The organism is Variovorax sp. P5_A3 (genome assembly GCF_056400665.1).
In genome coordinates this window covers 125,028-149,867 of record NZ_JBFUKW010000002.1, presented here as the reverse complement: position 1 = coordinate 149,867, position 24,840 = coordinate 125,028, and the positions used below count along the sequence as shown (strand labels likewise).

Sequence of the window (24,840 nt, the reverse complement as noted above, 5' to 3'; positions counted from 1 at the left end):
TTACTCCGCTTGCTTGAGGTTGAAAAAGACACCGGACTGCTCGAGTGCGCGCTCGACGCAGGCCGTGAAGAGCTTCCGGTCGATAGCGTCGCGATCAGGAAGCGCGACGCCGATGGCCGCGCCGACCTTTTCACGCCCGGCAGCCTGCGCACCCCTGCTGGCAACTTCCGCCGCGAATTCATTCAACAGGATCGGTGGGCCGTCCGTGGCCCCCAGAACGACGCGTGCACGCTTGCGCGAGACATCGAAATAAACCGCTGCACTGGCTTCGGCAAACTCGCCAGGCTTGCGGCAGACCTTGTGATACCCCCAGCGCGTGGTCGGCGTCTCGGATGGCACATGGATGGCAACGATCAACTCGTCAGCCTCGAGCACCGTCGTATAGGCGCCGAGCATGAGGCCGTCAGCCTCGATCGTGCGTTCGCCGCGCGGCGACCTGACCACGATGCGCGCACAGAGCGCAGCGAGCGTCACCACCCAGTCCGCAGCAGGATCTGCATGCGCCAGGCTGCCTCCGACGGTGCCGCGGCTACGGATCGCCCGGTAGGCGATCCCGCCTGCGACCTGACGCATGGGATGCGCCGCCAGCGGCGGGTACACACCATCCTCGATCTCGGCATGCGTGACGGCCGCGCCGATCTCGACCCACTCGGCCTTGCGACTGACGGCGCGCAGCGTTGGGATATTGGCGACGTCGACCACTTGAGCCGGTCGCGCCAGTCTCAGGTTGAGCATGGGACCGAAGGACTGGCTTCCGCTCATCGCCTTCGCAGTGCCACCGCCCTTGGCCAGCATATCGATCGCCTCATCCACGTCGAAGACCCGCGTGTATGCAAATTTCGCCGCCTTCATTTAAGGAGCTCCTGTTCCGGCTTCGCGCTTTCGAGGGCCTCGAGCAAGCGACGCGGCGTCAGGGGCGTCATCAGCACCTCGGCAGCACCCGTGCCTTGCAACGCGTCGTTCACGGCATTGAAGATCACCGCCGGCGGCGCGATCGCGCCCCCCTCCCCCACGCCCTTGGCGCCGAATTCGGTGTGAGGCGAAGGTGTCTCGAAGTGCTCGATGCGGATGCGCGGCACTTCCGTGGCGCCAGGCAAGATGTAGTCGGCCAGCGTGGAAGCCAGGGGCTGGCCTTGGTCGTCGTATGGGCTTTCTTCATACATCGCGGTGCCGATGCCCTGCGCGATGCCCCCGATGGTCTGGCCCTCCACGATCATCGGATTGACCATGGTGCCGCAATCCTCGACGACGACGTAGTCGAGGATCTCGACCTCGCCCGTCTGCGTGTCGACGGCGACAACAACGGCATGGGTTGCATAGGTAAAGGTACCCGTGTCGACCCTGGGCTTGTATGCACGCGAGACCTCCAGTCCACCGAGATGAACGTTCTCAGGCAGTTCCTGTGGCGTGAGGTACCACGCCCCGCCCACTGCGGACAGCGGAATCGACTTTTCCCCGGCGACGGCAAACCCCTCGACCAACGCGACGGTCTGCGGGTCCACGCCCATGAGATAGCCGGCGATGGACTGGATGCGAGGCAACAGTTCCTTGCACGCCGTCGAGATGGCGCCTCCGGACATGACGGTGGCCCGAGAGGCGTAGGTCCCCGAGGAGAAGGGTGTAAGCGCAGTGTCGCCATGCACCACCCGGATCCGGGCAACAGGAATGCCAAGTACATCATTGGCGATCTGCGCAAAGCTGGTCTCCATGCCTTGGCCATGCGAGTGCACGCCGACGCGCACTTCGAGTCCTCCATCCGCGGTCATCCTGACGACCGCCTGATCGAAGCCAGGCACCACCGGCAACCCCCAGTTGGCGAAAACGGTCGTGCCGTGGGCAGACTGCTCCGTGTAGGTTGCCGTCCCGAACCCGATCCGGCGTCCGTCCGGCTCTCCTCGGGCTTGCCGCTCACGGACTGTAGCGAGTCCGATCATTTCCACGGCGCGGCGCAGGCTCGCGGGAAAGTCGCCGCTGTCAAAGTGCTTGTTGGACACGTTGACATAGGGCATGGCAGCGGCCGGGACCAGGTTGTCCATGCGGACCTCCCATGGCTCTCGGCCCACTTCACGCGCCACGGCATCCATGAGGAGTTCGATCGCGAAACACACGCCGGTGCGCGCCACGCCGCGGTAGGCCATGAAGCCCGGCTTGTTGGTCGCAACACACAGGGTCTCGCAGCGATAGCCGCGGAAGGCGTAGGGGCCCGGCAGGTTACCGATCGCCTGGCCAGGCTCCAGACCGACGAAAAAGGGATAGTAGGAATAGGCGCCGCCGTCGATGGTGATGACAGCGTCCAACGCGAGAAGCTTTCCCGTGCGGTCCGCGTAGGCAGTGAGCTGGTAGTGATGCTGCCGCGTGTTGGCGCCGACGATCAGATGCTCACGCCGATCCTCAAGATAGCGGAACGGCGTTCGGTACGTCTTGGCAAGCCAGGCGATGCACAGATCCTCGGGGTACAGCTGCCCCTTGTAGCCAAAGGCGCCTCCCACGTCGGGGGACACCACGCGCACCGCTTCCTCGTTCATCGAGAGGTGCTGGGCGATACCGACGCGCAGCAGATGCGGGACTTGCGTCGCGCTGACGACCACGAGTTGATCGGCCTGGAAGTCCCAGTAGGCCAGCACCGACTTACCCTCCAGCGGCACGATGCACTGACGCGACAGCTCGACGGTGCGACTGACCTTCACCTCCGCCTTCGCAGCAAGTTCATCGAAGTCGCGATCGGCCCGCAGCGTGAGAAAGACATTGTCTTTCCACCCGGGGTGAAGGAAGTCCCCCGTTGCCGCAAGCGAGGACTCGGCGCCGTGGTAGACGGGCAACTCGTCGTAGGAAACTTGCACCTCCTCGAGCAGGTCTTCCGCCACTGCACGCGTTGGCGCAACAGCCATGGCGACCGCCTCTCCCACGTGCCGGACCTTGCCCGAAGCCAGCGGCGGCAAGGCTGAGTACTGGTATGTGGGTAGCGAGGAAGGCGATCCGATGTCCGCCGCATCCGGCATCATCTCGCGCAAGAACACCTTCCCCGCAAGCTCTTCCGGAATCTCGACACCCGTGATGGTGGCGTGCGCCAGAGGGCTGCGCAGGAACGCGACCTCCTGCAGACCCGGCAGCACGAAGTCGCCCACGAAGTTGCCTTTGCCCACCATATGGCGCGCATCCTCCTTGCGGGGCACCCGGGCTCCGATGCCCTCGCGCTTGAGCACTCTCGCCGGAATGTCTGCTTGGTTCATGCGTTTCCTTTTGCCTGACTAATTTTCCTGACCGTACCGCACAGGATGTGCGGCACGGCGGCACTGTCTCAGCAATCCCAGCCGCGGCTCCTTTATGCGCACAGATGAGCCATCCGAAACCGGCGCGTGATAGCGCTTCGCGTTGGCCGCCGCATCGCTAACTCCATCGAAGGCCCCGGAGCGAAGCCGTGGTCTCGACCACGGCGCGCCCCGATGTGCGTGCGATCTCGAAAGCACTGGATCACACCTGCCTGAATGGTGGCCCCGAGCAGGAACTTTCGGGCCCGCATCGGCGCGCGATTCTCCGCACGGTCGACTCACATCAGGAAGAAGTTCACCTGCCGAATCTCATCACATCGCATCGCATCCATCGGCACGCCATCCGAAGCCTCAGTTCTATTTATGACAGTACACATACAGAATTATAGACGTGCTGTTCTCGCGTGTGAAGCTAGTGTTTCTTGATGAAAACCCTGACATGACGAGCTCACTGATTCGGTGCATTCCACCAGCTAACTTCACTCTTTCCTCTCGCCTTTGGGGTGCATCTCCATCCACTCTGGTGCAGCGCCAACAAGTACAAACCCGCACTTGAAAAGACGATCCAATCTACTTAATATGACAGTTCACTGAGTATTTATTTCGAGTCTTTCAACGACAGGATGGAGCCATGGATTGGATCAAAGTCGCCTCGGCGCAAGAGCTGAGCAACGATGAAGCGAAGACGGTCGATGTCGCTGGCTACGGTGTTGCGCTGTACCGGATCGAGGACGAGTTTTTCGCCACAGACAGCATGTGCACCCATGCCACCGCTCTGCTGTCAGAGGGTTACGTGGAAGACGGTTGTGTCGAATGCCCCCTGCATCAGGGCCGCTTCGACATTCGGACGGGCAAAGCGATGTGTGCGCCGGTCACCGTGGACTTGCGCACCCATGCCGTGAAGCGGGAGGGCGATCACATCTACGTGTTGTCGCCTGCCGGCAAATGACCTCACGCGGCATCGTCATCGTCGGTGCGGGTCAGTCGGCGGCCGTCGCGGCACACGCCCTGCGCGAGCATGGCTACAGCGGACGCATCACGATGGTGGGTCGGGAGCGCCACAGACCGTACGAGCGCCCGCCTTTGTCCAAGGTCGTCCTGGTGGCTGCCGACGACCCCCGGCTCGACGTCCTCGCGGACGAATCCTGGGCGCGCAGCAAGATCGACCTGCTCAGCGGCAGCGATGCGGTTGCACTGGATCTTGCGCAGCAGCACGTCCGCCTTGCGGACGGGCAGGTACTCGAGTACGAGTTCTGCCTGCTCGCTACCGGCGGCGAGGCGGTCCCGCTCGCGTCCGTTCCGGCCGGCCGCCCGGGTGTGCACTACATCCGGACTCTGGATGACGCGCGCAGGCTGCGAGCAGCCCTTCAAGGAACGCCGCAAGTCGCAATTCTTGGCGGGGGTTTCCTCGGCCTCGAAATCGCCCACTCGGCACTGTCCGTAGGCGCTTCGGTGACGGTGCTCGAACGCGCCACAGCCCTGCTCGATCGCTTTGTGCCGCCTGAGGCGTCGGCATGGCTCGAATCGCGGATGCGGGCAGCGGGCGCAACGCTCCTGCTCGGCGCCTCCTGCAGCGGCGTCCATTCACTGCAGGCCGGTCGGTCGCGCCTGAGCACCAGCACCGGCGACCTGGAAGTGGATGAGGTGGTCGTCGCCGTCGGCCTGTCTCCCAATGATGCGCTGGCGCGCGATGCGGGGCTGCAGATCGCGGCAGGCGGCGGCATTCTGGTCGACACGTCCTGCCGCACCAGCAACGCACACGTGTTTGCATGTGGCGATTGCACCAGCCAGCGTCGTCCCGGCCAAGCGGCGCCAACGCGCCTCGAATCCTGGCAGAACGCGAACGAGCAGGGGCGCACGGCCGCTGCCGCCATGCTGGGCCTGCCTCTTCCTGCACCCGCGGTGCCGTGGTTCTGGACCGACCAGGGGAAACACAACATCCAGATGCTGGGCCTGCCGGCCAGCGATCTCGAATATGTGCGCCGCGGCGACCCGGCCAATGACAAGGCGCTGTGGATCGGCCATCGGGGTTCTGTCCCCTTGCACGGCGTCGCCATCAATGCAGGCGCCGATCTGCGAGCCGTTCGCCCTCTCTTCGAACGTGGGCGGCCCGTGCAGTTGGAGGACTTTCAACTGGACGCCACCAATCTGCGCGCATGGGCCAAGCAGATGCAGCCCGACGTCGCGATCACCGCTTAAACCACCTCTCTCAAAGCTAAGGAGCTTTCATGTATCAATCGCAGGCGGTCATCGGCATCACGAATGCCCGAAAGAACCCGCCCTTGGAACAATGCGTCTGGCCAGCGGACGCCATGAACAACATTCCGGACTGGGTCTACACCAGCCAGGCGATCTATGACCAGGAGATCGAGCGCATCTTTCGGGGCGACACCTGGAACTTTGTCGCCCTGGAAGCGGAGATCCCCAACCCGGGCGACTACAAGCGCGGTTATGTCGGCGCCACGGCCGTCGTGATCGTTCGCGCGGAGGACCACACGATCTCCGTCTTCGAGAACCGCTGTGCCCATCGCGGCGCGGAGTTCTGTCGCGCCAGCCAGGGCAATACGAAGGAGTTCGTCTGTCCCTACCACCAGTGGTCGTACGACCTCAAGGGAAACCTGCAGGGCGTTCCGTTCAAGCGCGGCATCAACAAGGTGGGCGGCATGCCGGCGGACTTCAAGAACGCCGACCACGGCACCCGCCAGTTGCGCGTGGCCACACGCAACGGCGTGGTGTTCGCCACCTACTCCGACAAGACCCCTCCGCTGGAAGAGTACATGACCAAGGAGATCGTCGAGGAGTTCGACGTCCCCTTCTCGGGCAAGAAACTCAAGATCCTGGGCTATTGCCGCAACGAGCTTCCCTGCAACTGGAAGATGTACCACGAGAACCTCAAGGATCCGTACCACGCGACGCTGCTGCATTCATTTCTCGTGGTGTTTGGCCTGCTGGTTCCCGGCATCAAGTCGATCGTGTTTGCAGACAAGGCGCATGGCCGCCATGGCTTCATGGCGTCGGCCAAGCCGGACGAGATCTATGCCACTGTCGCCGCTGACGACAAGGCGGAAATGCGATCCTTCAGCGACAACCTCCGGTTGCGCGATGAACGGTTCCTGGACTACGTACGGGAGTTCAAGTCGCCCTGGTCGGCCAACATGATGACCATGTGGCCGAATCTCATCGTTCAGCGCCAGATGAACACGATGGGTGTGCGCCAGATCATCCCGAACGGTCCGAACAGCATGGTGATGCAGTGGACGATGTTCGGGTACGAGGACGACACGCCGGAGATGACACGGCATCGCCTGCGTCAGGGCAACCTGATGGGCCCGGCCGGCTTCCTGGGCCTTGAGGACAACGAGGCATTGAAGTTCGTGCAGGAAGGCCTGCGCAACTCGTCCACGGACAACAACGTCGTCAAGCTCGATGCCGGCCATCAGGGCACGGCACGCAATCTCATTTCAGAGTCCTGTATCCGCTCCCTCTACCAGTACTACCGGGACGTCATGGACATCCGTGTCGCGGAGAAAGCAGCATGAAGGAGCGACTCGCCTACGCCAAGGCCACCATCTCGCCCCGACGCGCAGCCGAGCTACGCGCCGAGGTCGAGTCGTTTCACGTCGAGTACTGCGCTGCCCTGGATGCGAACGACGTCGAACGCTGGCCGGACTTCTTCAGCGACGAAGCCTCGTATCGCGTGACCTCGCGCCAGAACGCGCTTCTGAACATGCCCGTGGGACTCATCTACTGCGAGGGTCTGAACATGATCATTGATCGCGCCCTTGCCGTCGCGCACTCGCAGATGTTCGCGCCGCGGCACATGCTGCATGTACTGGGGATTGCGCGCGTACTGCAAGAGACAGGAGACACGATCAGTTCCCAGACGCCCTTCATCTTGATGCAGACCCTGGTGGAGGGCCCATCCACGGTGCATCTCGCCGGGGTCTATCACGACCGCTTCGTGCGCGAAGGCGACCGGCTGCTTCTCGCCAGCCGTGAAGTGATCCACGACACGGAAATTCTTGACACCGCCTTGGCGTACCCCGTCTGAGGCCACCTAGGAAGACTATGAATCAAACCCCGAAGATCGCGCTGGAGGAGCACTTCTCCGCTCCCGGCTTCGACACGTACTCCGCCCCATACACGCGAGCGCTGCCCGCCGAATTCGTCGCCAAGCTCGACGCCAGGCTGACCGATTTCGACGATCAGCGCCTTGCGGAGATGGACGCAGGGAACATCGAGTACGTCGTGCTGTCGCAAACCATGCCTGGTGTACAGGCTGAGGCGGATCGCGACACCGCGATCCGCCGAGCGCGCGAAAACAACGAGTTCCTTGTCGAGCGCGTGGCGCGCCATCCGCAACGCTTCGGCGCCTTTGCCCACGTAGCCATGCAGGACCCGAGCGCCGCGGCTGAGGAGCTTGAACGCACCGTCGTCGAACATGGCTTCAAAGGCGCGATGATCAACGGCCACACCCTGGGTCGCTACTACGAAGGTAGCGCATTCGATGTGTTCTGGGAGCGCGCGCAGGCGCTTGGAGTGCCCGTCTATCTGCATCCCAACGCGTTCAGCCAGGCACCGGCTCTGTTGGAAGGCATGCCGGTACTCCAGGGCGCTGCGTGGGGATGGGGCGTGGAGACGGCGGGCCATGCGTTGCGCCTGCTGTTCGGCGGGGTGTTCGACCGATTCCCGCGCTTGACCCTGGTGCTGGGCCACATGGGCGAGGCCCTGCCGTACCAGCGCTGGCGCATGGACAGCCGCTTCGCCGCGTATCCATCCGGCATCAAGTTGGCGCGCAAACCCAGCGAGTACATCGGCAGCAACATCCTGATCACCACGTCCGGCGTGTGCTCTGCACCGGCACTGTTGGGTGCAATTGGCGAGCTCGGGGCACAGGCCGTGCTCTTTTCGGTGGACTACCCCTACGAGTCAACCGCCGAGGCCTGCACCTTCATCGAAGACGCACCCCTCGACGACAAGACGCGGGCACAGGTGTGCCATGGCAACGCGCGCCGACTCTTCAAGCTAGGCAGCCCGGAAGAGCTGGCGCTGCTGCAGTTCTGACACTTCACTCCAAAGGACGAAAAATGGCAGTCAGCGATTTTCAGATGATCAAGGCTTGGGACGAGGTCCTGAAGCTCAGCAAAGTGGAGCGCGGACAAACGGTCTCCATTCTGTGCGGCCCCCACACGCACCCGCAGACGCTCCAGACAGCGACGATTGCAGCGCAGGCCGCAGGCGCGATCGTGACCAGGATCGAGTTGCAACCCATCAACGCGGAAAAGGCCACCGGCCGCGACCTGATGAGCTACCTGGGCGCGACGCCCCTGACCAACAACCCGGCCGCGCTGGCGGCGATGAAGAACAGTGACTTCGTCCTGGACTTGATGCTGCTGCTGTTCTCGCCCGAGCAGATGGAGATCCTGGAGTCGGGAACGAAGATCCTGCTGGCCGTGGAGCCGCCGGAGGTCCTGGTGCGGGCAGTGCCCACCGAAGCCGATCGCAAGCGCGTGCTGGACGCGTCGAAGCTGCTCAAGAAGGCCAAGACGATGCACGTGACGTCGCCGGCCGGCACGGACGTGACGTTCCGGCTCGGCGAATTTCCGGTCATCACCGAGTACGGATTCTGCGAGGAACCCGGGCGCTGGGACCACTGGCCGAGCGGCTTCCTCTTTACTTTCGCCAACGAAGGCGGCAGCGACGGCACCATCGTGATCGATCGCGGCGACATCCTGCTGCCGCAGAAGAACTATGTCTCGGACAAGATCACGATGAATCTGAGCGGCGGCTTCGTGCGCAGCATCGAAGGTGACGTCGATGCCGCCCTGCTGCGCGAATTCATGGAAGCCTACAAGGACCCCGAGGCCTACGCCATCGCGCACATCGGCTGGGGGATGCAGCCACGGTGCTACTGGCACACACTGTCGCTGATGGACCGCGAGGCGACGACCGGCCAGGATGCCCGCTCGTTCGAAGGCAATTTCCTGTTCTCTCTGGGGCCGAACAACGAGGCCGGCGGCTCTCGCACCACGCCTTGTCACCTCGATATTCCGCTGCGCAATTGCACGGTGGCGCTGGATGACATCGTCGTGGTTCGCGACGGCAAGGTGATCGACGGGGCTTTCCAATGAGCTTCGATCAAGACATCTACCAGAAGCAAGGATTCGGCAACGCCGTGGCGCCCATGGCGCCCTACGGCCTGTTGATCATCGACTTCATCAATGGCTTCGCCGATCCGCTCACGTTTGGCGGCGGCAACATCGCCAGCGCCATCGAATGCACGCGCGGGCTGCTTGCCGAAGCGCGCCAGCGCCAATGGCCGGTCGTGCACACGCGGGTCGTATACCAGGACGATGGCGCCGACGCCAACATCTTCGCGCTCAAGGTACCCCCCATCCTTGCCCTGCGGGAGGATGCGTCCGAAAGCCAGATCGTGCCGCAACTGCAGCCCATGGCCGGGGAGTTGGTGTTGCGCAAGACCAGTCCCTCGGCCTTCTTTGGGACTTCGCTGGCCGCCTGGTTGTCCCTGCGCGGCATACGGACCCTCCTGATTGCCGGGTGCACGACCAGCGGTTGCGTCCGCGCCAGCGTGGTCGACGCGATGTGCCACGGGTTCCGCCCCCTCGTCGTGACCGACTGCGTGGGCGACCGGTCGCTGCAGGCCCACGACGCCAACCTGTTCGACATGAATCAGAAGTACGCGACCTTGATGGCCCGTGATGTCGCTCTCGAAGCGACCACCAAGGCAGAAAACGGCGCCTCGCTCTGATACCCGTTCGAAGCTCCGCCGCCTCGTTCGACCCCCTGGTGCTCACGGCGCCAGACATGCCCCACTACTTGGAGAAAAGAATGACCATCAAATTCGTTGCCGCCTTGGCGGTTTCACTCGCGACGATTGCCTTTCAGGTCCGCGCCGACGTCATCAAAGTTGGCGTCATCGCCCCGATGTCCGGGCCGTTTTCAGCCGTGGGGCAAACCTGGGAGGGTGCGACCAAGGCATACCAGAAGCTCAATGGCACGACCGTGGGCAAACACACTATCGAAGTGATCTATCGCGACCTTCCGGAGATCAACCCCGCGCAAGCCAAGGCACTGGCACAGGAACTGATCGTCAAGGAAGGCGCCCAGTACATCGCCGGCCTCTATTTCACTCCTGACACCTTGGCCGTCGCTGCGCTCGCCCAGGAGGCCAAGGTACCGGTCGTGATCTTCAACGCGTCGACGTCCTCGCTTCTGGACAAGTCGGACTTCCTGCTGCGCACTTCGTACACCTTGCCGCAGATGGCTGTGCCTGTGGCCAAGTACGCGCTCGAGAAGAACGTCAGGAATGTTGTCACGCTGGTCAGCGACTTTGGTCCCGGCCTGGACGCCGAGAAGGGCTTCACCACGGCGTTCGTCGGCGGCGGAGGCAAGCTGCTCGAGGCCATCCGTGCTCCGCTGAAGACAACCGACTTTGGTCCTCTGATGCAGCGCGTGAAGGCGCTCAAGCCCGATGCCCTCTACGTCTTCGCCCCGGGCGGTCCTGCGACCTACGCGATGGTCAAGGCATACAACGAGGCTGGATTGAAGGCGGCCGGCGTGCGCTTTCTCGGCACTGCCGAGACCGATGAGGACCAGCTTCGAGCGATCGGCCCGGATCTTCTCGGCATCGAGACGGGCATGTTCTATTCGGCAACGCACAACTCTGCGCTGAACAACGCCGTCATCAAGGCCCTCGGCGAGGTTGCTCCCAAGGCCATCCCGACCGTTCAGCTTGCGAACGCGTATGACGGTCTGCATGTGATCTATCACATGGTCAAGGCAACGGAGGGGAAGCGGGACGGCGCCAAGGCGCTTGCCAGCGCCAAGGGTCACTCTTGGGAAAGTCCGCGAGGCCCGGTGAAGATCGACCCGGTTTCCCGCGAGTTCGTGCAGAACGTCTACATGCGCGTGGTCGAAAAGGACCCGTCTGGACGCTACGTCAATCGGGAATTCCGGACGTTCGAGATGCAGCCCGATTACGGCCGCACGCAGAGCGCATCGAAGTAACGCAGAGTCTGCAGCATGTCTCTCGCGCTTCTTAGCAGCATTCTGATCGACGGGATTGCGTACGCGATGATCCTGTTCATGATCACAGTGGGCCTGTCGATGACGATGGGCCTGATGCGGGTGGTGAATCTGGCCCATGGCGCCTTCGCGATGCTCGGTGGCTTCTTCGCAGCCACGATCCCGCAGCGCCTGGGCGTGCCGATCTGGCTGGGCTTCGTGCTGGCCATCGTCTTGGTCGGACTGGTTGCGCTGTTGTTCGAGCGCATCCTGCTTCGGCGCTTCTATCGACGTGACGATCTCGATCAGATGCTGGTGACGATCGGACTGATGTTCGTGGCAACAGCCGCGGTGAATCTGCTATTCGGTTCGACGGTGACATCGGTGGCGCTGCCGGAGCTGTCCAACGGCACGGTCGATCTGGGCTTTCGGACCATCCCTCGGCATCGGCTCATCGTTGTGGCCTGTGGGCTCGTTGTCGTCTGCGTTCTTTGGCTGGCGGTGGACAAATCGTCCTTCGGCATCCGGGTACGCGCTGCAGTCGACAACGCGCCCATCGCACGGGCCATCGGCATCGATACAACGAAGATCTATGCCGCCACTTTTGTGATGGGTGCAGCGCTCGCAGCACTGGGAGGCATAGCTGGCGCGGAATTGCTGCCCATGGAGCCGACCTACGCCTCCAAATACTTGGTGATCCTCCTGGCCGTCGTCGCCGTGGGAGGCAACGGAAATCTGTTTGGCTCATTCTTTGCAGCGTTGCTGCTCGGCATTGTGGAGACTTCGATGAAATACATGGTTCCGCAGCTCGCATCGGCTGCGTTTTTCCTGACGATGATCATCGTCTTGCTGGTTCGACCGCAAGGGTTGTTCGGGAGACACGCATGAACGCAGTCAGTGCGCCCATGACGGTGACCGCACCGTCTCGCGCCCGCCCGTGGATGCAGCTGCGCGGAGAGCTAGTGCTGATGCTGGTGGGACTGCTGGCCTTCGTGCTGTTCCCGCAAGACCTCGGTTTGCTCACCAACATGGCGACCATGTCCATCTTCGCGCTTTCGCTGAGTCTCGTGCTGGGACAGGCGGGCATTGCGACCTTGGGCCAGGCCGCGTTGTACGGCAGCGGCGCCTACGTCGCGGGCTGGACGGCGCTGTATCTGACGGCAGATCCGATTGTGGGCTTGCTGCTGGGCGGCCTGGGCGGCGGCGTGATCGCGCTACTGAGCGGCGCCGTGATGCTGCGGTCGACCAAACTGACGTTGGTCATGCTGACCATCGCGGTCGCCCAGCTGCTGCTTGAACTGGCCAATTGGGCGAGATGGCTCACGGGAGGCGACGATGGACTTGCCGGTTTCAACATCGGTCCCCTGCTGGGCATCTGGGAATTCAACTTCCTGGGCCACACGGGCTACTTCTATGCCTTGGGCGCACTTGTGCTCGTGTACTTCCTGCTGAGGAACCTGGTGGAGTCGCCGTTCGGCCTGACGGCCAGGGCGATCCGGCAGGATCCCGGACGAGTTCAGGCGCTGGGGGGTCGCGTCTACTTGCACTTGCTGGCCGTCTACACCGTCGGCGGCATCGTGGCGGGGCTGGCTGGCGCATTGACAGCACAGACCAGCAAAGTCGCCAATCTCTTCATGCTGGATTTCGCGACGTCGGCGGGCGTCGTGGTCATGATCGTTCTGGGTGGAACACGCCGTCTGTCCGGCGCCGTGCTCGGCACCGTCGCGTACATGACCATCCATCACATCGCATCGACCTTGAACCCCTATCACTGGTTGTTCTTCATCGGGTCGATGCTGATCGTCGTACTCATCGTCCTGCCTGAAGGCTTGATCGGCCTTGTGGACCGCGCTGTGATGTACACCAAACGGCCTGGCCGCAGCGGGGTGGCACGATGAACCACCGACTCCAAACCCATAACCTGTGTCACTCCTTTGGCGGCCTGGCGGTTACGCAGAACGTCACGCTGTCCCTCCCCCAGGGAGCCCGCACGGCATTGATCGGGCCGAACGGCGCTGGCAAGACGACTTTGGTCAACCTTCTGAGCGGGGCGATGCGCCCGCAGTCGGGTGACATTCAGCTGGACGGCCGCTCGATCGTCCAGCTGCCGCAGTACGCACGCGTGCGCAATGGCATCGTTCGCACGTTCCAGATCAGCCGCCTGTTCAAGGAACTCACCGTGGCGGACAACGTCAAGGTCGCCGTGTTGCAGCGGCACCGGGCTTCCATGCAGTGGTGGCCCTCGCCGACGCGTTCCGCACGCGTGCAGGAAGATGTCGAAGAGACACTCGGCATGCTGGGGCTGCACCCCTATGCGAACCGGGTGGTGGGACAACTGGCACTGGGCGAGCAGCGGCTTGCGGAGATCGCCCTGGCACTCGCGATGAGGCCCCAGGTGCTGCTCCTCGATGAGCCGGGCGCAGGCGTGCCACAGGGTGAGGGCGGCCGGATTATGGAAGCCATCGGAAGCTTGCCGAAGGATCTGTCCGTCCTGTTGATCGAGCACGACATGGACCTGGTGTTCCGGTTCGCGTCGCACATCATCGTCCTGGTCGCCGGTGCGGTGATGGTCGAGGGGACGCCGCAGGAAGTCGCTGCCAACGAGCAGGTCAAGCAAATCTACTTCGGACGAGACGGTCATGCCCAAGCCCACCATTGAACTCCGGTTCGACGACGTCACCGCAGGCTATGGCGGCCTGCCAGTCCTCGAGCATCTCAGCTTCAGCGTACGCGAAGGCGAGCGCCTCGGTCTGATCGGACGCAACGGCGCCGGCAAGACCACGACGCTCGCGACAGCCATGGGCCTGACCGACCTGATGAAGGGGCGCATTCACTTCGGCGGCGACGACGTCAGCAACGCGAGCACCTACGCACGCTCGCGCGCCGGCCTCGGATACGTGCCGCAAAGCCGCGACATCTTCCCCTCACTGACGGTGGAGGAGAACCTGCTGTCGGGACTGCAGGGACGCTCGGCCAGCGTCGCCCTGCCACCGATCTATGCGCTGTTTCCACGGCTCAAGGAGCGCCGACGCAACGGAGGCACACAGCTGTCGGGCGGCGAGCAGCAAATGCTGTCCGTGGCACGAGCACTCGTCGGTCAGCCGCGCATCCTGCTGCTCGACGAACCGCTGGAAGGCCTGGCGCCGATGGTGCGTGAGGAGTTGATGGATGCCATCGTCCGGATGAGTGATCAGCTCGGCGTGGGCTGCATCATCGTGGAGCAGCACGTGGATGTCGTTCTCGAGTTTTCCAACAACGTGATCGTGCTGGAACGGGGCCTGGCCGCCTACTCCGGGTCTGCGGCGGTGCTGAGCGGCGAAGAGGCATTGCTGAACCGCACCATCGGCATCCAGAAGTGCTGAAGACGAACTCTTCGTTTGTGCTACGTGACCTCGCCGCGTGGGTGACGACCGTCGTTCCTCTGTTCACTTTCACTTCGTCATAAGGATCCGCACATGACGCCCTCTCCTCATTCACCTTCAGAACTGCGGCAGCATTGGCGCTATGTCCTGGGTTGCTTCCTCGGGCTGGCAAGCGGTGTCTCATCCCTGTACTTCTACAGTTCAGGTCTGTTCCTGAAGCCACTCGCCGCCGAGTACGGATGGACCAGAGGCACCGCGTCCCTGGGCTCGCTGATCAGCAGCGTGCTGCTAGGATGCGCGGCGCCATTCATCGGACAGGTAATCGACCGGTACGGCGCGCGACGCGTCACCCTGCTCTCCCTGGTGGGCCTGTCGACCTCGTTCCTGCTTCTGGGCGTTTGGACACAGGGGCTGGCCAGTTTTCTGGCGTTGGTCACTGTCCTGACACTGCTCGGTGGCGCGGCCTCGCCCTTGTCCTTCACAAGGATCCTCGTGGGGAAGTTCTCTCGGCAACGCGGACTGGCCCTGGGCATCGCCATCACCGGAACGGGCGTCGGGGCCATCCTGATTCCGCTGATCGTCACGCCGGCCATCGCCCATTTCGGATGGCGAGCCACCTACCTGGGCCTCGCGGCGGTCGTTCTTGCACTTTTGCCATTGATTGCCTACTTCCTGCGGGGCGCGGATGCGGCCCCTGCAGAGAAGGGCCGCCGTGCCCCAGCCGGAAGTAACCTGAAGGCGCTGGTCGATCCGCGCTTTTTCCGCATTGCCGCTGTCTTCCTGTTGTGCTCGGTCGGCATCTTCGGCACGATCGTGCACGTCGTTCCGATGCTCACTGACCTGGGGCTTTCCACGAACCGCGCCGCCGGTCTCGCCAGCATCCTTGGCGTGGCGGTCATCGTCGGACGAATCGTCACCGGCTTTCTGCTGGACATGTTCGATGCCGCGCGCTTGTCGGCGACGCTCTTCATGCTGTCTGCCACCGGCATGCTGCTTCTGGCAACGGGCCAACCGGCGCTGGTGCTTCCCGGGTTGCTCATGACTGGCTTCGCGGTCGGCGCGGAGTTCGACCTCGCAGCCTACCTGGTGAGCCGGAAATTCCCGCTGAACCTCTACAGCACCCTCTTCGGGGGTGTCTATGCCACGGTGGCCATTGGCGCCGGCATCGGGCCATTCCTCGCGGGACGGCTCTTTGACATTTCCGGCAGCTATGTCTCGTGGCTCTGTCTGGCAGCGGGACTGCTGCTTGCGGCCGCAATGCTCTGCCTCATGGAACGTCCGGCCGCCAAGCACGCGAGCGGCACGGTCGCAGCGGCGGGTTCGAGCGAGCGCTGAGTTCGCTACGCCTTCACTGGTCGCGATGCACAGTCTCCGTGCGCTCCTGGGCCCGCTGCGCGTGTTCGATGCAGTGTGCCGCGCCAAAGGGATCACGCGCGCCGCTCAGGTGCTTCATGTGACGCCCGGTGCAGTCAGCCAGCAAGTCAAGCAGCTGGAGGTCGGGCTCGGAGCGCAACTGTTTCAGAAATCCGGCCGCGAGATCGAGCTCACCGCGGTGGGCAAACGACTGGCCCACCGCGTTTCGGATGCTTTCGATCGCCTGAACGATGCGCTCAATGACGTGCTCGATATCCAGCTGGACAAGCGGCTGCGCCTGAAAGTGACGCCGAGCCTTGCCATACGATGGTTGGTGCCTCGCCTGCGCGGCTTCTACGCGCAACATCCCGACATTGACCTCGAGATTTCGACCATTGCAATGGCCGACGACATCCGGCTCGAGGGCGCTGACTGCGCGATCCGGCATGGCATGGGAGAGTGGGCCGATGTCGAGCTGGACCACCTCTTCGACGACGAATTTCTTCCTGTCTGCGCACCCCACCTGGCCACGCATTTGAAGACACCTCAAGACCTGCTGCAAGCCAACCTGCTGCACTCGATGATGCGGCCGGAAGCCTGGTCGCTCTGGTTCAGTTCGGCCGAACTTGTAGATTCCCCGCGTCTGCATGGAATCACCTTGGCGAATGCTGCGCTGTGCTACCAGGCGGCGGCTGATGGATTGGGGATTGCCATCGCCCAGCGCGCCTACGTGGACGATGACCTACGCAGCGGGCGGCTCGTCATCGCAGTGGATCACGTTGCCAGAACGGAGTCCGGGTACTACTTGGTCTGCGACCCGCTGAAAGCGGCAGAGGCTCCCGTGAAGCTTTTCAGAGATTGGATCCGTTCTGTCCGGTAGCAACGGGTATCGGCCATCACCTATGAGCCCCGCTACCGCGTGCAAAGCTGGCTCAAAGAAGGCGTCAAAGACTGATTGCCGCGATCCCCGCCAGCACGATCACCGCGCCGGCCATGCGGCGCGCGAGATGACCCTCGCCAAACAGTCTGCACGCGACGAGTGAGCCGATGACGATGGACGATTCGCGCAGGGGCGCGACAAGCGCCACCGGCGCCTTCAGCATGGCGGTGAGAACGAGGATGTAGGCGAGCGGGGAGAACACAGCCACGATGAGGATCGGCACGGCGTCGGCACGGATGGCCGCTCGAACGCGATGGCGCCGGCGCAGCAAACTGGGGGTCAGGATCAGGCTCTGCAGCTGCAGCGTGGCGGCGTAGTAGCTCACAGGCGCCAGGTGCAGCGCGACGACCGAATAGCCGTCCCAGACCGTGTAGGCGGCGATGGTCGCCCCCGTCGCGGCGCCCCAGAGCAAGCCCTGAAGCGGCCGGCGGCTTGCGCTTTTGAACGGGTTGCCGGTGACGACGAGAATGCCCGCCACGACAAGCGAAGCGCCGAACATCGCGGCCACGGTGAGCTGTTCGTCCAGAAGCAGGATCGCGAACAGCATCGCCAGCACCGGCCCGGTGCCGCGGGCGACCGGATAAACCACCCCCAGTTCGGCGCGTTCGTAGCCGGCCTGCAAGGTCAGAGAGTAAGCGGTGTGCAACACGGCCGAGACAGCGGCGCCCGCCGCGAGCTGCCAGCCGAGCACCTGCTGCCCATCCGCCATGAAGGCGAGGCTGATCGGGACACACAGCAGCGCCGAAGCGTAGGTGTAGGCGCAGACGAACAGCAAGGCATCACCGCGCTTGTACTTCGAGGCCAGGTTCCATACCGCATGGGCGACCGCCGCGGCGAGGACCATCGCGACGGTGCCGGGCAGCATCAGGTGATATCGGGCAGGTCGATGCCCGCCCGTTCCGCGCGGCGGCTGCGCTGCGGGTCGCGCAGCGCGACAGCCGCGACCAGCGCGTCGATCACCACGAGCTGCGCCAGCCGACTCCCGGCCGCGGCCATCTGGGCCGTCAATGGCGCACCGCCGACGACAAGCGCGATGTTCGCGAGGGTCGCCAGCGGTGTGCCGTACTGGTTGGTGATTGCGATGAGCGAGGCGCCGGCAGAAGCTGCCGCATCGGCGATGGCGAGCGTCGTCGAGGTGCGTCCCGTCGAACTGATAGCGATGACGACGTCACCGGGGCCCAGGAGCCGCGTTGCGATCATTGCCGACAGATGGTCCGCAATGCCGATGGTCGTCACGCCGACCGCGCGCAGACGGAAGACCGCATCGGCGGCGACCGTCGCGGAGGGGCCGGCTCCGAATGCGATCACCTGGCGCGCGTGCTGCATGGTGCTGACCGCCCGCTCGAGCGCGGACAGCTCTAGGGCTCCGCCGAGGGCGGTCAGTGCGTCAGTGCCTGCTCGGATCGAGGCCTCGAGCACCGCTGCGGTCGTCGCACCCGCGGTGAGCGCGCCAGGCGGCGCGAAGAACCCGGTGGTACCGCGGGCACGCGCGATCTCGATCTTCAGTTCGGTGAAACCGCTGAACCCGATCGCACGCGCGGCACGAATCACGCTGGGCGGCGAAACGCCGGCGCGGGCAGCTACCTGCGCGGTCGTGCTCGCGCCAACGAACAAGGGATCGGAGAGCAGCAGTTCGACGACCTTTGCCTCGCTGGCAGCGAGATCGCCAGTTCGGGCCTGGATGCTTCCGATCCATTGCAACAAGCGCGCGTTTTCAGAAACTCCGTTACCATCTTTTATCATACTAGGTAATAGATTACATTGCGCTCGTGACGAGCGCAAGCATGGCGTGTACGGGACGCTGAAGAGACACCCGAAGGAGTCTGTGTTCATGAATACAACAAGGGCTGCATCCATCGCCGTCGTGGGTCCCGGTGCCATCGGCACCGCGGTCGCGGCGGCACTGCACGAAGCCGGTCGCACGCCGGTGCTGTGCGGCCGCACACCTCGGGATTGCCTGACGCTTCAGGATGGCGATCGCCTCATCACCGTGCCCGGTCCGGTGCGGGTGGATCCCGCACAAATCGGGGGGACGGTCGAGGTGGTCTTTCTGGCGGTGAAGGCGACACAGATCGAGGCGGCGGCAGACTGGCTCACCGCGTTGAGTGGCCCGAAGACGGTCGTGTGCGTTTTGCAGAACGGCGTCGAGCAGTTGGAGCGGATCGCCCTGCATGCCCGGGCCGCGCAGGTCGTTCCCGCGGTCGTGTGGTTCCCTGTGCAAGCCCAAGCCGACGGCTCGGTGCGCCTGCGCGCAGACATGCGCCTGAGCCTGCCAGACACCTCGCACGCCCGCGTGGCGGCCGAGGCGCTGCAAGGCACACGCTGCCGCGTCGAGCTGGCCGCGAACTTCCACGCGCTGGCCTGGCGCAAGCTGCTGCAGAACGCGGTGGCCGGGCTCATGGTGCTCACGCACCGCCGCTCGGGCATGTTCGGCCGGTCCGATATCGCTGCGCTCGCCCTTGCCTATCTGCGGGAATGCCTGGCCGTGGCCCGCGCCGAGGGCGCAGAACTCGGCGATGAGGTGCCGCAGGAGATTCTCGACAGATTCCAGTCATCTCCCCCAGACATGGGCACTTCCATCCTCACGGACCGCGAAGCCGGCCGGCCGCTCGAATGGGATATCCGCAACGGTGTCGTCGCGCGTCGCGGCCGGGCTCTGGGCATTCCCACGCCGATCAGCGATATCCTGGTGCCACTGCTCGCGGCCGCGAGCGACGGCCCTGGCTGATCCTGCGGCCGATGAGCGCGCTGCCGCGCCTCTTCCCCCTCGCCGCCGCCGCCGCAGTCTCAGTCGAGTTGCTGTCCAGCCGGTGTGCGATCACCGGCCGCCACGGCCCTAATCCGCTTTGAATCCCGAAGCCTTGACCACCGGCTCCCAGAAGTCGCGCATTTCGCCGAACCTGGCTCGAGCCTCGGCCGGCGAGCTTCCCGTCTCCACAAAGCCGAGCGTGCGGATCTTGCGCGCGAACTGCTCGGATGCAACGGCTTTTCGGATCGAAGTGCTCCATTCGGAGACGACGACGGCAGGCGTCCCAGGAGGCAGGCATATGGCCAATACGCCCACCGCGGTGAGCTCCTTTCGGCCGAGCTCGCCGAACGTCGGGACGTCAGGCAGGAGCGGTGAGCGTTGGGCAGAGGTGACTGCCAGCACGCGAAGCTTGCCGGCGTTGTGGTGCTGTGCGAAGTCTCCGACCGTCGAACTTCCTGCTGCGACATTGCCACCGACAAGGTTCACGATCATTGGGGCTGCACCCTGAAACGGCACGTCCTGCAGCGGTGTTCCGATGACCTTGGCGATCTGCAATCCCAAGAAATGGGTCGGGCCTCCCGATGCGGCATGGCCGAAATTGGCATGCTCGGGATGGGCGCGCACCCATTGGGCATATTCGGCAAAGGTCTTGACGGGCGAGGACGCGGGTACAGCCAGCGCCATCGGAAACTCGACCACCGTCGACGCTGGCAGGATATCCCGCTGCGCAGCGTAGTTGAGCTTGTTGAAGACAAACGGATAGATCGATTGCAGGAAGTCAGGGCACAGCATGGCCACGCTTCCGTCGGCCGGGGCGGCACGCAGCGCATCAACCGCGATCTTTCCGCCGGCGCCGGGTTTGTTCTCCACCACGACCGTGCGATGGAGCGGCTCATGCAGCTGATCCGCAAGCGCCCGGGTGACGACATCGAGTGTCCCGCCAGGCGAGAACCCCACCAGAATCCTTGCGGGCGAGCGGCTGGCCGGCTGCGCGATGGCCGACGTGCCGAAGGACACGGCAGCGATGAGGGCGAGGCTGCAGAGCCAGGCGGTACTCGGTTTGTTCAAGAGCTGCTCCAGGAAAATTCAGCGAGGTCACGTCGCTTGCTGCGGCGTCGGCACGAGGCCAATCGGGGATTCGAGCGCGCAGCGACCCACGACGCTTGCGCCTCTGTGCGAGGCAAAGTCAGCGACCGCGAAAGACCGGTGCGCGCTTGTCGGCGAACGCACGGCGCCCCTCCAGTCGATCCTCGCTGTCCCTGAGTACGCCAAAGGCCTGGCGCTCCAGTTCCAGTCCACCCGCAAGCGGCAGCTCCCGTCCGGTCATCGCCAGACGCTTGGCTGCGGTCATCGCCAATGGCGCATTGGCGGCCATTGCGCGTGCCAGGTTGATCGCGGTTTCCTGCAGCGCGGGAAGGGGAACCACCTTGCTGACCAGTCCGATCCGCAACGCTTCGTTGGCATCGATGCGTTCGCCCGTCAGCAGCATCCACATCGCGTCCGACTGGCCCACCGCGCGAATCAGGCGTTGCGTGCCCCCGGCGCCTGGGATGCTTCCGACGCGCACTTCCGGCAACCCGAACTGCGCGTTGTCGGAACAAATGCGGATGTCCGCAAGCAAAGCCAGTTCCAGTCCACCGCCAAGGGCATAGCCATTGATCGCGGCGATGACAGGCTTGTCGGTCTGCAGCGTGCCGAAATTGGAATGCCGGGTACCGGCGCGAAAGACCTGCCGGGCTGCGCTGTCGGCAGGCGGCATCGTTTTCTTGAGATCTGCACCTGTGCAGAACGCACGCTCGCCCGCGCCCGTCAGCACGAGGACGCGGATGCCCTCGTCGCTGGAGACCTCGTCCCAGATCGCGAGCAACTGCTCGTTGGATTCCGGGTCGATGGAATTCATGGCTTCGGGCCGATTCAGGGTGACGATGGCGACGCCATCCTGGACTGTCTTGACGATGGGCATGGGTGTGTCTCAGTTCGAAGGAGAGTCGGCGGCGATGACCGCCTCGATGTTTTCCGGCGGCATGCCCAGTTCGACCAACACCTCGCGGGTGTGCTGTCCGAGTGTGGGAGCCGCTCGTCGCGCCTGGGGCCGCTCGCCAACCGCACCGATGACGCTGCGTGGCAGCGTCAACGCACCTGCGACCGGGTGCTGCAAGGTCTCTGTGAGCGCCGCGTCGACGAAGGGCGCGGACCGCGCGACCTCGGCATAGTTGTTGATCGGCCCGCAGATGATGTCCACGGCCGCGAACTGCTCGAGCCAGAAGGCACGGGGATGCGCAAGCATGCGTGCTTCGAGCAGGCGCAACAGCGCCTCGCGGTACTGCAACCGATCCTTGTTCTCGGCAAAGCGCGGGTCCGATGCGAGCTCAGGCGCACCGATGGCGGCACACAAGGCCTGCCATCGCGCGGGGTGATAGGCCGCCACCATGATCCACCCGTCGGCGCAACGCAAGGCCTCGTTCGGCGTCGAATACGGCGCGGCGTTTCCCTGCGGGCCGGGCACATGGCCGTCTGCGAAATAGGACGCGAAACTCACATGCTGCAGCGCGATGGCGCTGGCGAACATGCTCGCTTCCACGTGCTGGCCCAGCCCCGTGCGTTGACGCTGCGCGAGGGCAGCCAGGATCGAGATGGTCGCAAACGACCCCGTGACAAGATCGACCACGGGCACCGGCACCTTGCACGGCTGGCCGTCCGGCGCGCCAGTGACGCTCATGAGCCCGCTCACGGCTTGCAGCACGCCGTCCACCCCGGGCAGTTCCCTTGCGGCCCCGTGCTGACCGTACGCGGAGACGGAGCAATAGATCAGCCGGGGATTTGCCGCAGCTGCCGTGGCGTAATCAAGCCCCAGGCGTTCCATCACGCCCGGTCGGAAGCTTTCCACCAGCACGTCCGCCTGCGCGACCAGCTGCAGCGCCGCTTGCCTGTGGGTCGGCTGTTTGAGATCGAGCACGATGCTGCGCTTGTTGCGATTGAGCGCAAGGAAGGGAACGCCCTCGCCATGAACCCAGGGCGAGAGCGCTCGCGAAAGGTCGCCTGTGGGGGCTTCCACCTTCACGACATCGGCCCCGAGGTCGGCCATGCACAGTGTGCACGTGGGACCCGCCATGACCTGGGTGAAGTCGATCACCTTCAAGCCGCTCAGTGCACTAGCGAGCATGCGACCTTCGATCTCGTTGGATGTTCTTCATGGATTCGCATCGGCTCACTACACCGACGGACTGCTGAGACTGCGTCCGCCGCAAACGTACAGCAGCTGCCCCGTGACGTAGCTGGAGCCTGGCTCCGCGAAGAATCGAACGGCACGACCGATGTCTTCTGGCTGCCCGATACGCTCCATGGGCACGGTCTTGTGAAGACCCTGCCTGACCTCCTCGGTGAGCGTTTCAAACAGCGGCGTCTCGACGATGCCCGGCGCAATGGCATTGACGGTGATGCCCTTGCGCGCATATTCCAGCGCCAGCGAGCGGGTGAGGCTCACTACGGCGCCTTTGGAGGCGGAATAGGCCGCCTGGCCGCGATTGCCCAGCCAGGCACGAGAACCGATATTGATGATGCGTCCGAACCGGTTTTCCGCCATCTGGGCCAAGACCGCCTTGGAACAAATGAATTGCGAATGGAGGTTGACCTCGATCACGCGACTCCAGAAGGCCAAGTCCATCTTGGAAACAAGCTTGTCTCCGCCAATGCCGGCGTTGTTGACCAGGACGTCGATGCGTGCATGGGACGCCAGCAGTTGGGCCACCGTCGACTCCACCTGCTCCACGGAGCTCACGTCAACCTTGAAGGTCTTCACGTCGACCCCCTCACCCGCAAGGGACCGCTGGGCCGCTTGCAGGGCTTCGCTGTCGAAGTCCCAGAGCGCGAGACGGCAGCCGGCCTGCGCAAGCTCGCGGGCGATGCCCAGGCCGATACCTTTCGCCCCCCCGGTCACGACGGCGACGAGGCCCTGCAGCGAGGCAGGCGCGGTTGAATTTGTCTGGTTCATGTCGGCCCCCATCAGAGCGAGAGGATATTGATGGCGCAGGCGGCGTGATCCACGCCCCAGATCCCGCCGCCGGTCACCTGCGTGAGGCCGATTCGCGCCCCCTGTACTTGCCGAGCACCCGCTCGGCCTTGCAGCTGCTCGCAGACCTCCACGATCTGCGCGACACCGGTCGCACCGGGGGGATGCCCCTTGGCGATGAGACCGCCACTCGGGTTTACAGGCACCCGCCCGCCCAGGGCGGTCGCGCCGCTTTGCAGCAATCCAGCCGCGTCGCCACGATCGCAAAGACCCAGCGCCTCGTAGTAGAGCAACTCGGAAATCGTGAACGCGTCGTGCACTTCCAGCAGACTGAGATCCTGCGGCCCGATGCCAGCCTGCTCGTAAGCCAGCTTGGCGGCGCGCGCCGTGATCTCGGCCTCCGTCATATCGACCGGCGTGGTTTCGAACAAGCCGGACTGGACCACGGACGCCAGGACCTGAACCGGTCTTGCAACGCCCTTGGAGGGCTTGGTCGTCAGCACGAGGGCCGCCGCACCATCGACCACCGCGGGACAGCACTGCAGCAGCGTGAGCGGATCGGCCACCGGGCGCGAAGCAAGAATCTCCTCGCGGGTCGCCAGTTGCGCAAACTTTGCAATGGGATTCAGAACACCGTGCTTTCGGTTCTTCACGGAGATGTCCGCCAATGTCTCAAGCTTGAGACCATGGTCATGCATGTAGCGCTTCGCGCGCATGGCGTACAAGGCGGGCATGATCATGCCGCGCCTGTTGTTCCAATCCTTCTGACTCAGCTGCAAAGGACCGCCGCCGAGGCTGCTGAGATGATCCATGCCAAACACCAAGACGGTGTCGTACTGCCCGACCTTGAGTGCCTGCAATGCGAGATTCAACGCAGTCGCCCCGCTGGAACAGGCGTTGTCCACGTTGTAGACTGCTCCGCCGTTCACGTGCAGTTCACGCAGTGCACGTTGTCCCGGCAACATGGCTCCGAGCGCGTTGCCGCAGTAGAACGCTTGCACCTCCGAAAGCTGCGTGCCGGCATCTTGCAAAGCGTCAAGAATGGCCGACTGCGCCATGGCCTCTTCGGTCAGCTCCTGAAAGCGGCCGAAGTCCGTGATTCCCACGCCGGTGATCATTGGTTGCTTCATGTC

At 64.0% G+C, this 24,840-nt stretch carries 24 protein-coding genes; 15 read left to right on the top strand and 9 right to left on the bottom strand.

What is annotated here, in order from left to right:
• On the bottom strand, nucleotides 1-852 hold the full coding sequence (locus tag AC1D3B_RS02835) for an FAD binding domain-containing protein (protein ID WP_478189145.1): 852 nt from the start codon (nucleotides 850-852) through the stop codon (nucleotides 1-3).
• On the bottom strand, nucleotides 849-3,230 hold the full coding sequence (locus AC1D3B_RS02830) for a xanthine dehydrogenase family protein molybdopterin-binding subunit (protein WP_478189144.1): 2,382 nt from the start codon (nucleotides 3,228-3,230) through the stop codon (nucleotides 849-851). The genes AC1D3B_RS02835 and AC1D3B_RS02830 overlap by 4 nt, the downstream gene beginning before the upstream one ends.
• 670 nt (nucleotides 3,231-3,900) lie before the next feature.
• Here AC1D3B_RS02830 and AC1D3B_RS02825 point away from each other — a divergent pair.
• The 14 genes from AC1D3B_RS02825 (at nucleotide 3,901) to AC1D3B_RS02760 (ending at nucleotide 16,889) form a co-directional block, all read left to right on the top strand.
• Nucleotides 3,901-4,218: a non-heme iron oxygenase ferredoxin subunit gene (locus AC1D3B_RS02825; protein WP_478189143.1), complete on the top strand. Its 318-nt coding sequence runs from the start codon at nucleotides 3,901-3,903 to the stop codon at nucleotides 4,216-4,218.
• Nucleotides 4,215-5,468 (top strand): NAD(P)/FAD-dependent oxidoreductase, encoded by a 1,254-nt coding sequence (locus tag AC1D3B_RS02820; protein ID WP_478189142.1) that lies wholly within the window; start codon nucleotides 4,215-4,217, stop codon nucleotides 5,466-5,468. Before AC1D3B_RS02825 ends, AC1D3B_RS02820 begins: the two co-directional genes overlap by 4 nt.
• A gap of 29 nt (nucleotides 5,469-5,497) precedes the next feature.
• Nucleotides 5,498-6,808 carry an aromatic ring-hydroxylating oxygenase subunit alpha gene (locus tag AC1D3B_RS02815; protein WP_478189141.1) on the top strand — a complete coding sequence of 437 codons (1,311 nt, stop codon included), beginning with the start codon at nucleotides 5,498-5,500 and terminating at the stop codon, nucleotides 6,806-6,808.
• On the top strand, nucleotides 6,805-7,320 hold the full coding sequence (locus tag AC1D3B_RS02810; protein ID WP_478189140.1) for an aromatic-ring-hydroxylating dioxygenase subunit beta: 516 nt from the start codon (nucleotides 6,805-6,807) through the stop codon (nucleotides 7,318-7,320). The genes AC1D3B_RS02815 and AC1D3B_RS02810 overlap by 4 nt, the downstream gene beginning before the upstream one ends.
• A gap of 17 nt (nucleotides 7,321-7,337) precedes the next feature.
• Nucleotides 7,338-8,333, top strand: a complete 996-nt coding sequence (locus tag AC1D3B_RS02805) for an amidohydrolase family protein (RefSeq protein ID WP_478189139.1) — start codon at nucleotides 7,338-7,340, stop codon at nucleotides 8,331-8,333.
• A 23-nt stretch (nucleotides 8,334-8,356) separates the two neighbouring features.
• Nucleotides 8,357-9,400: a 2,5-dihydroxypyridine 5,6-dioxygenase NicX family protein gene (locus tag AC1D3B_RS02800; RefSeq protein ID WP_478189138.1), complete on the top strand. Its 1,044-nt coding sequence runs from the start codon at nucleotides 8,357-8,359 to the stop codon at nucleotides 9,398-9,400.
• Nucleotides 9,397-10,038 carry an isochorismatase family protein gene (locus tag AC1D3B_RS02795; protein WP_478189137.1) on the top strand — a complete coding sequence of 214 codons (642 nt, stop codon included), beginning with the start codon at nucleotides 9,397-9,399 and terminating at the stop codon, nucleotides 10,036-10,038. The genes AC1D3B_RS02800 and AC1D3B_RS02795 overlap by 4 nt, the downstream gene beginning before the upstream one ends.
• An 80-nt stretch (nucleotides 10,039-10,118) precedes the next feature.
• Nucleotides 10,119-11,297 carry an ABC transporter substrate-binding protein gene (locus AC1D3B_RS02790; RefSeq protein ID WP_478189136.1) on the top strand — a complete coding sequence of 393 codons (1,179 nt, stop codon included), beginning with the start codon at nucleotides 10,119-10,121 and terminating at the stop codon, nucleotides 11,295-11,297.
• A 15-nt stretch (nucleotides 11,298-11,312) separates the two neighbouring features.
• Nucleotides 11,313-12,182, top strand: coding sequence for a branched-chain amino acid ABC transporter permease (locus tag AC1D3B_RS02785; protein WP_478189135.1), 870 nt, complete (start codon nucleotides 11,313-11,315; stop codon nucleotides 12,180-12,182).
• Nucleotides 12,179-13,192 carry a branched-chain amino acid ABC transporter permease gene (locus tag AC1D3B_RS02780; RefSeq protein WP_478189134.1) on the top strand — a complete coding sequence of 338 codons (1,014 nt, stop codon included), beginning with the start codon at nucleotides 12,179-12,181 and terminating at the stop codon, nucleotides 13,190-13,192. Before AC1D3B_RS02785 ends, AC1D3B_RS02780 begins: the two co-directional genes overlap by 4 nt.
• Nucleotides 13,189-13,953, top strand: a complete 765-nt coding sequence (locus AC1D3B_RS02775) for an ABC transporter ATP-binding protein (protein WP_478189133.1) — start codon at nucleotides 13,189-13,191, stop codon at nucleotides 13,951-13,953. The genes AC1D3B_RS02780 and AC1D3B_RS02775 overlap by 4 nt, the downstream gene beginning before the upstream one ends.
• Nucleotides 13,934-14,656 (top strand): ABC transporter ATP-binding protein, encoded by a 723-nt coding sequence (locus tag AC1D3B_RS02770; RefSeq protein ID WP_478189132.1) that lies wholly within the window; start codon nucleotides 13,934-13,936, stop codon nucleotides 14,654-14,656. The genes AC1D3B_RS02775 and AC1D3B_RS02770 overlap by 20 nt, the downstream gene beginning before the upstream one ends.
• Nucleotides 14,657-14,749: 93 nt before the next feature.
• Nucleotides 14,750-15,991 (top strand): MFS transporter, encoded by a 1,242-nt coding sequence (locus AC1D3B_RS02765; protein WP_478189131.1) that lies wholly within the window; start codon nucleotides 14,750-14,752, stop codon nucleotides 15,989-15,991.
• Between the two features lie 61 nt (nucleotides 15,992-16,052).
• Nucleotides 16,053-16,889, top strand: a complete 837-nt coding sequence (locus tag AC1D3B_RS02760; protein ID WP_478189130.1) for a LysR substrate-binding domain-containing protein — start codon at nucleotides 16,053-16,055, stop codon at nucleotides 16,887-16,889.
• A 64-nt stretch (nucleotides 16,890-16,953) separates the two neighbouring features.
• On the opposite strand, the gene AC1D3B_RS02755 is transcribed toward AC1D3B_RS02760, so the two are convergent.
• Both AC1D3B_RS02755 and AC1D3B_RS02750 read right to left on the bottom strand, forming a co-directional pair.
• Entirely contained in the window at nucleotides 16,954-17,814 is an 861-nt protein-coding gene (locus AC1D3B_RS02755) for an EamA family transporter (protein WP_478189129.1), read from the bottom strand.
• Entirely contained in the window at nucleotides 17,814-18,692 is an 879-nt protein-coding gene (locus AC1D3B_RS02750; protein ID WP_478189622.1) for a MurR/RpiR family transcriptional regulator, read from the bottom strand. Before AC1D3B_RS02750 ends, AC1D3B_RS02755 begins: the two co-directional genes overlap by 1 nt.
• 88 nt (nucleotides 18,693-18,780) lie before the next feature.
• On the opposite strand from AC1D3B_RS02750, the gene AC1D3B_RS02745 reads away from it, so the two are divergent.
• Nucleotides 18,781-19,677, top strand: a complete 897-nt coding sequence (locus AC1D3B_RS02745) for an oxidoreductase (RefSeq protein ID WP_478189128.1) — start codon at nucleotides 18,781-18,783, stop codon at nucleotides 19,675-19,677.
• Nucleotides 19,678-19,785: 108 nt separating this feature from the next.
• Here the strand turns inward: AC1D3B_RS02745 and AC1D3B_RS02740 are convergent, their stop codons facing one another.
• From AC1D3B_RS02740 to AC1D3B_RS02720, 5 genes are all read right to left on the bottom strand, one after another.
• Nucleotides 19,786-20,766 (bottom strand): Bug family tripartite tricarboxylate transporter substrate binding protein, encoded by a 981-nt coding sequence (locus AC1D3B_RS02740; protein WP_478189127.1) that lies wholly within the window; start codon nucleotides 20,764-20,766, stop codon nucleotides 19,786-19,788.
• A gap of 118 nt (nucleotides 20,767-20,884) precedes the next feature.
• A complete protein-coding gene (locus tag AC1D3B_RS02735) occupies nucleotides 20,885-21,661 on the bottom strand; it encodes an enoyl-CoA hydratase/isomerase family protein (RefSeq protein WP_478084389.1) in 777 nt (258 codons plus the stop codon).
• 9 nt (nucleotides 21,662-21,670) lie between these two features.
• A complete protein-coding gene (locus AC1D3B_RS02730; RefSeq protein WP_478189126.1) occupies nucleotides 21,671-22,861 on the bottom strand; it encodes a CaiB/BaiF CoA transferase family protein in 1,191 nt (396 codons plus the stop codon).
• A 48-nt stretch (nucleotides 22,862-22,909) separates the two neighbouring features.
• Nucleotides 22,910-23,689, bottom strand: a complete 780-nt coding sequence (locus AC1D3B_RS02725) for an SDR family NAD(P)-dependent oxidoreductase (RefSeq protein WP_478189125.1) — start codon at nucleotides 23,687-23,689, stop codon at nucleotides 22,910-22,912.
• Between the two features lie 11 nt (nucleotides 23,690-23,700).
• Nucleotides 23,701-24,837 carry a thiolase family protein gene (locus AC1D3B_RS02720; RefSeq protein ID WP_478189124.1) on the bottom strand — a complete coding sequence of 379 codons (1,137 nt, stop codon included), beginning with the start codon at nucleotides 24,835-24,837 and terminating at the stop codon, nucleotides 23,701-23,703.
• Nucleotides 24,838-24,840: the final 3 nt, after the last annotated feature.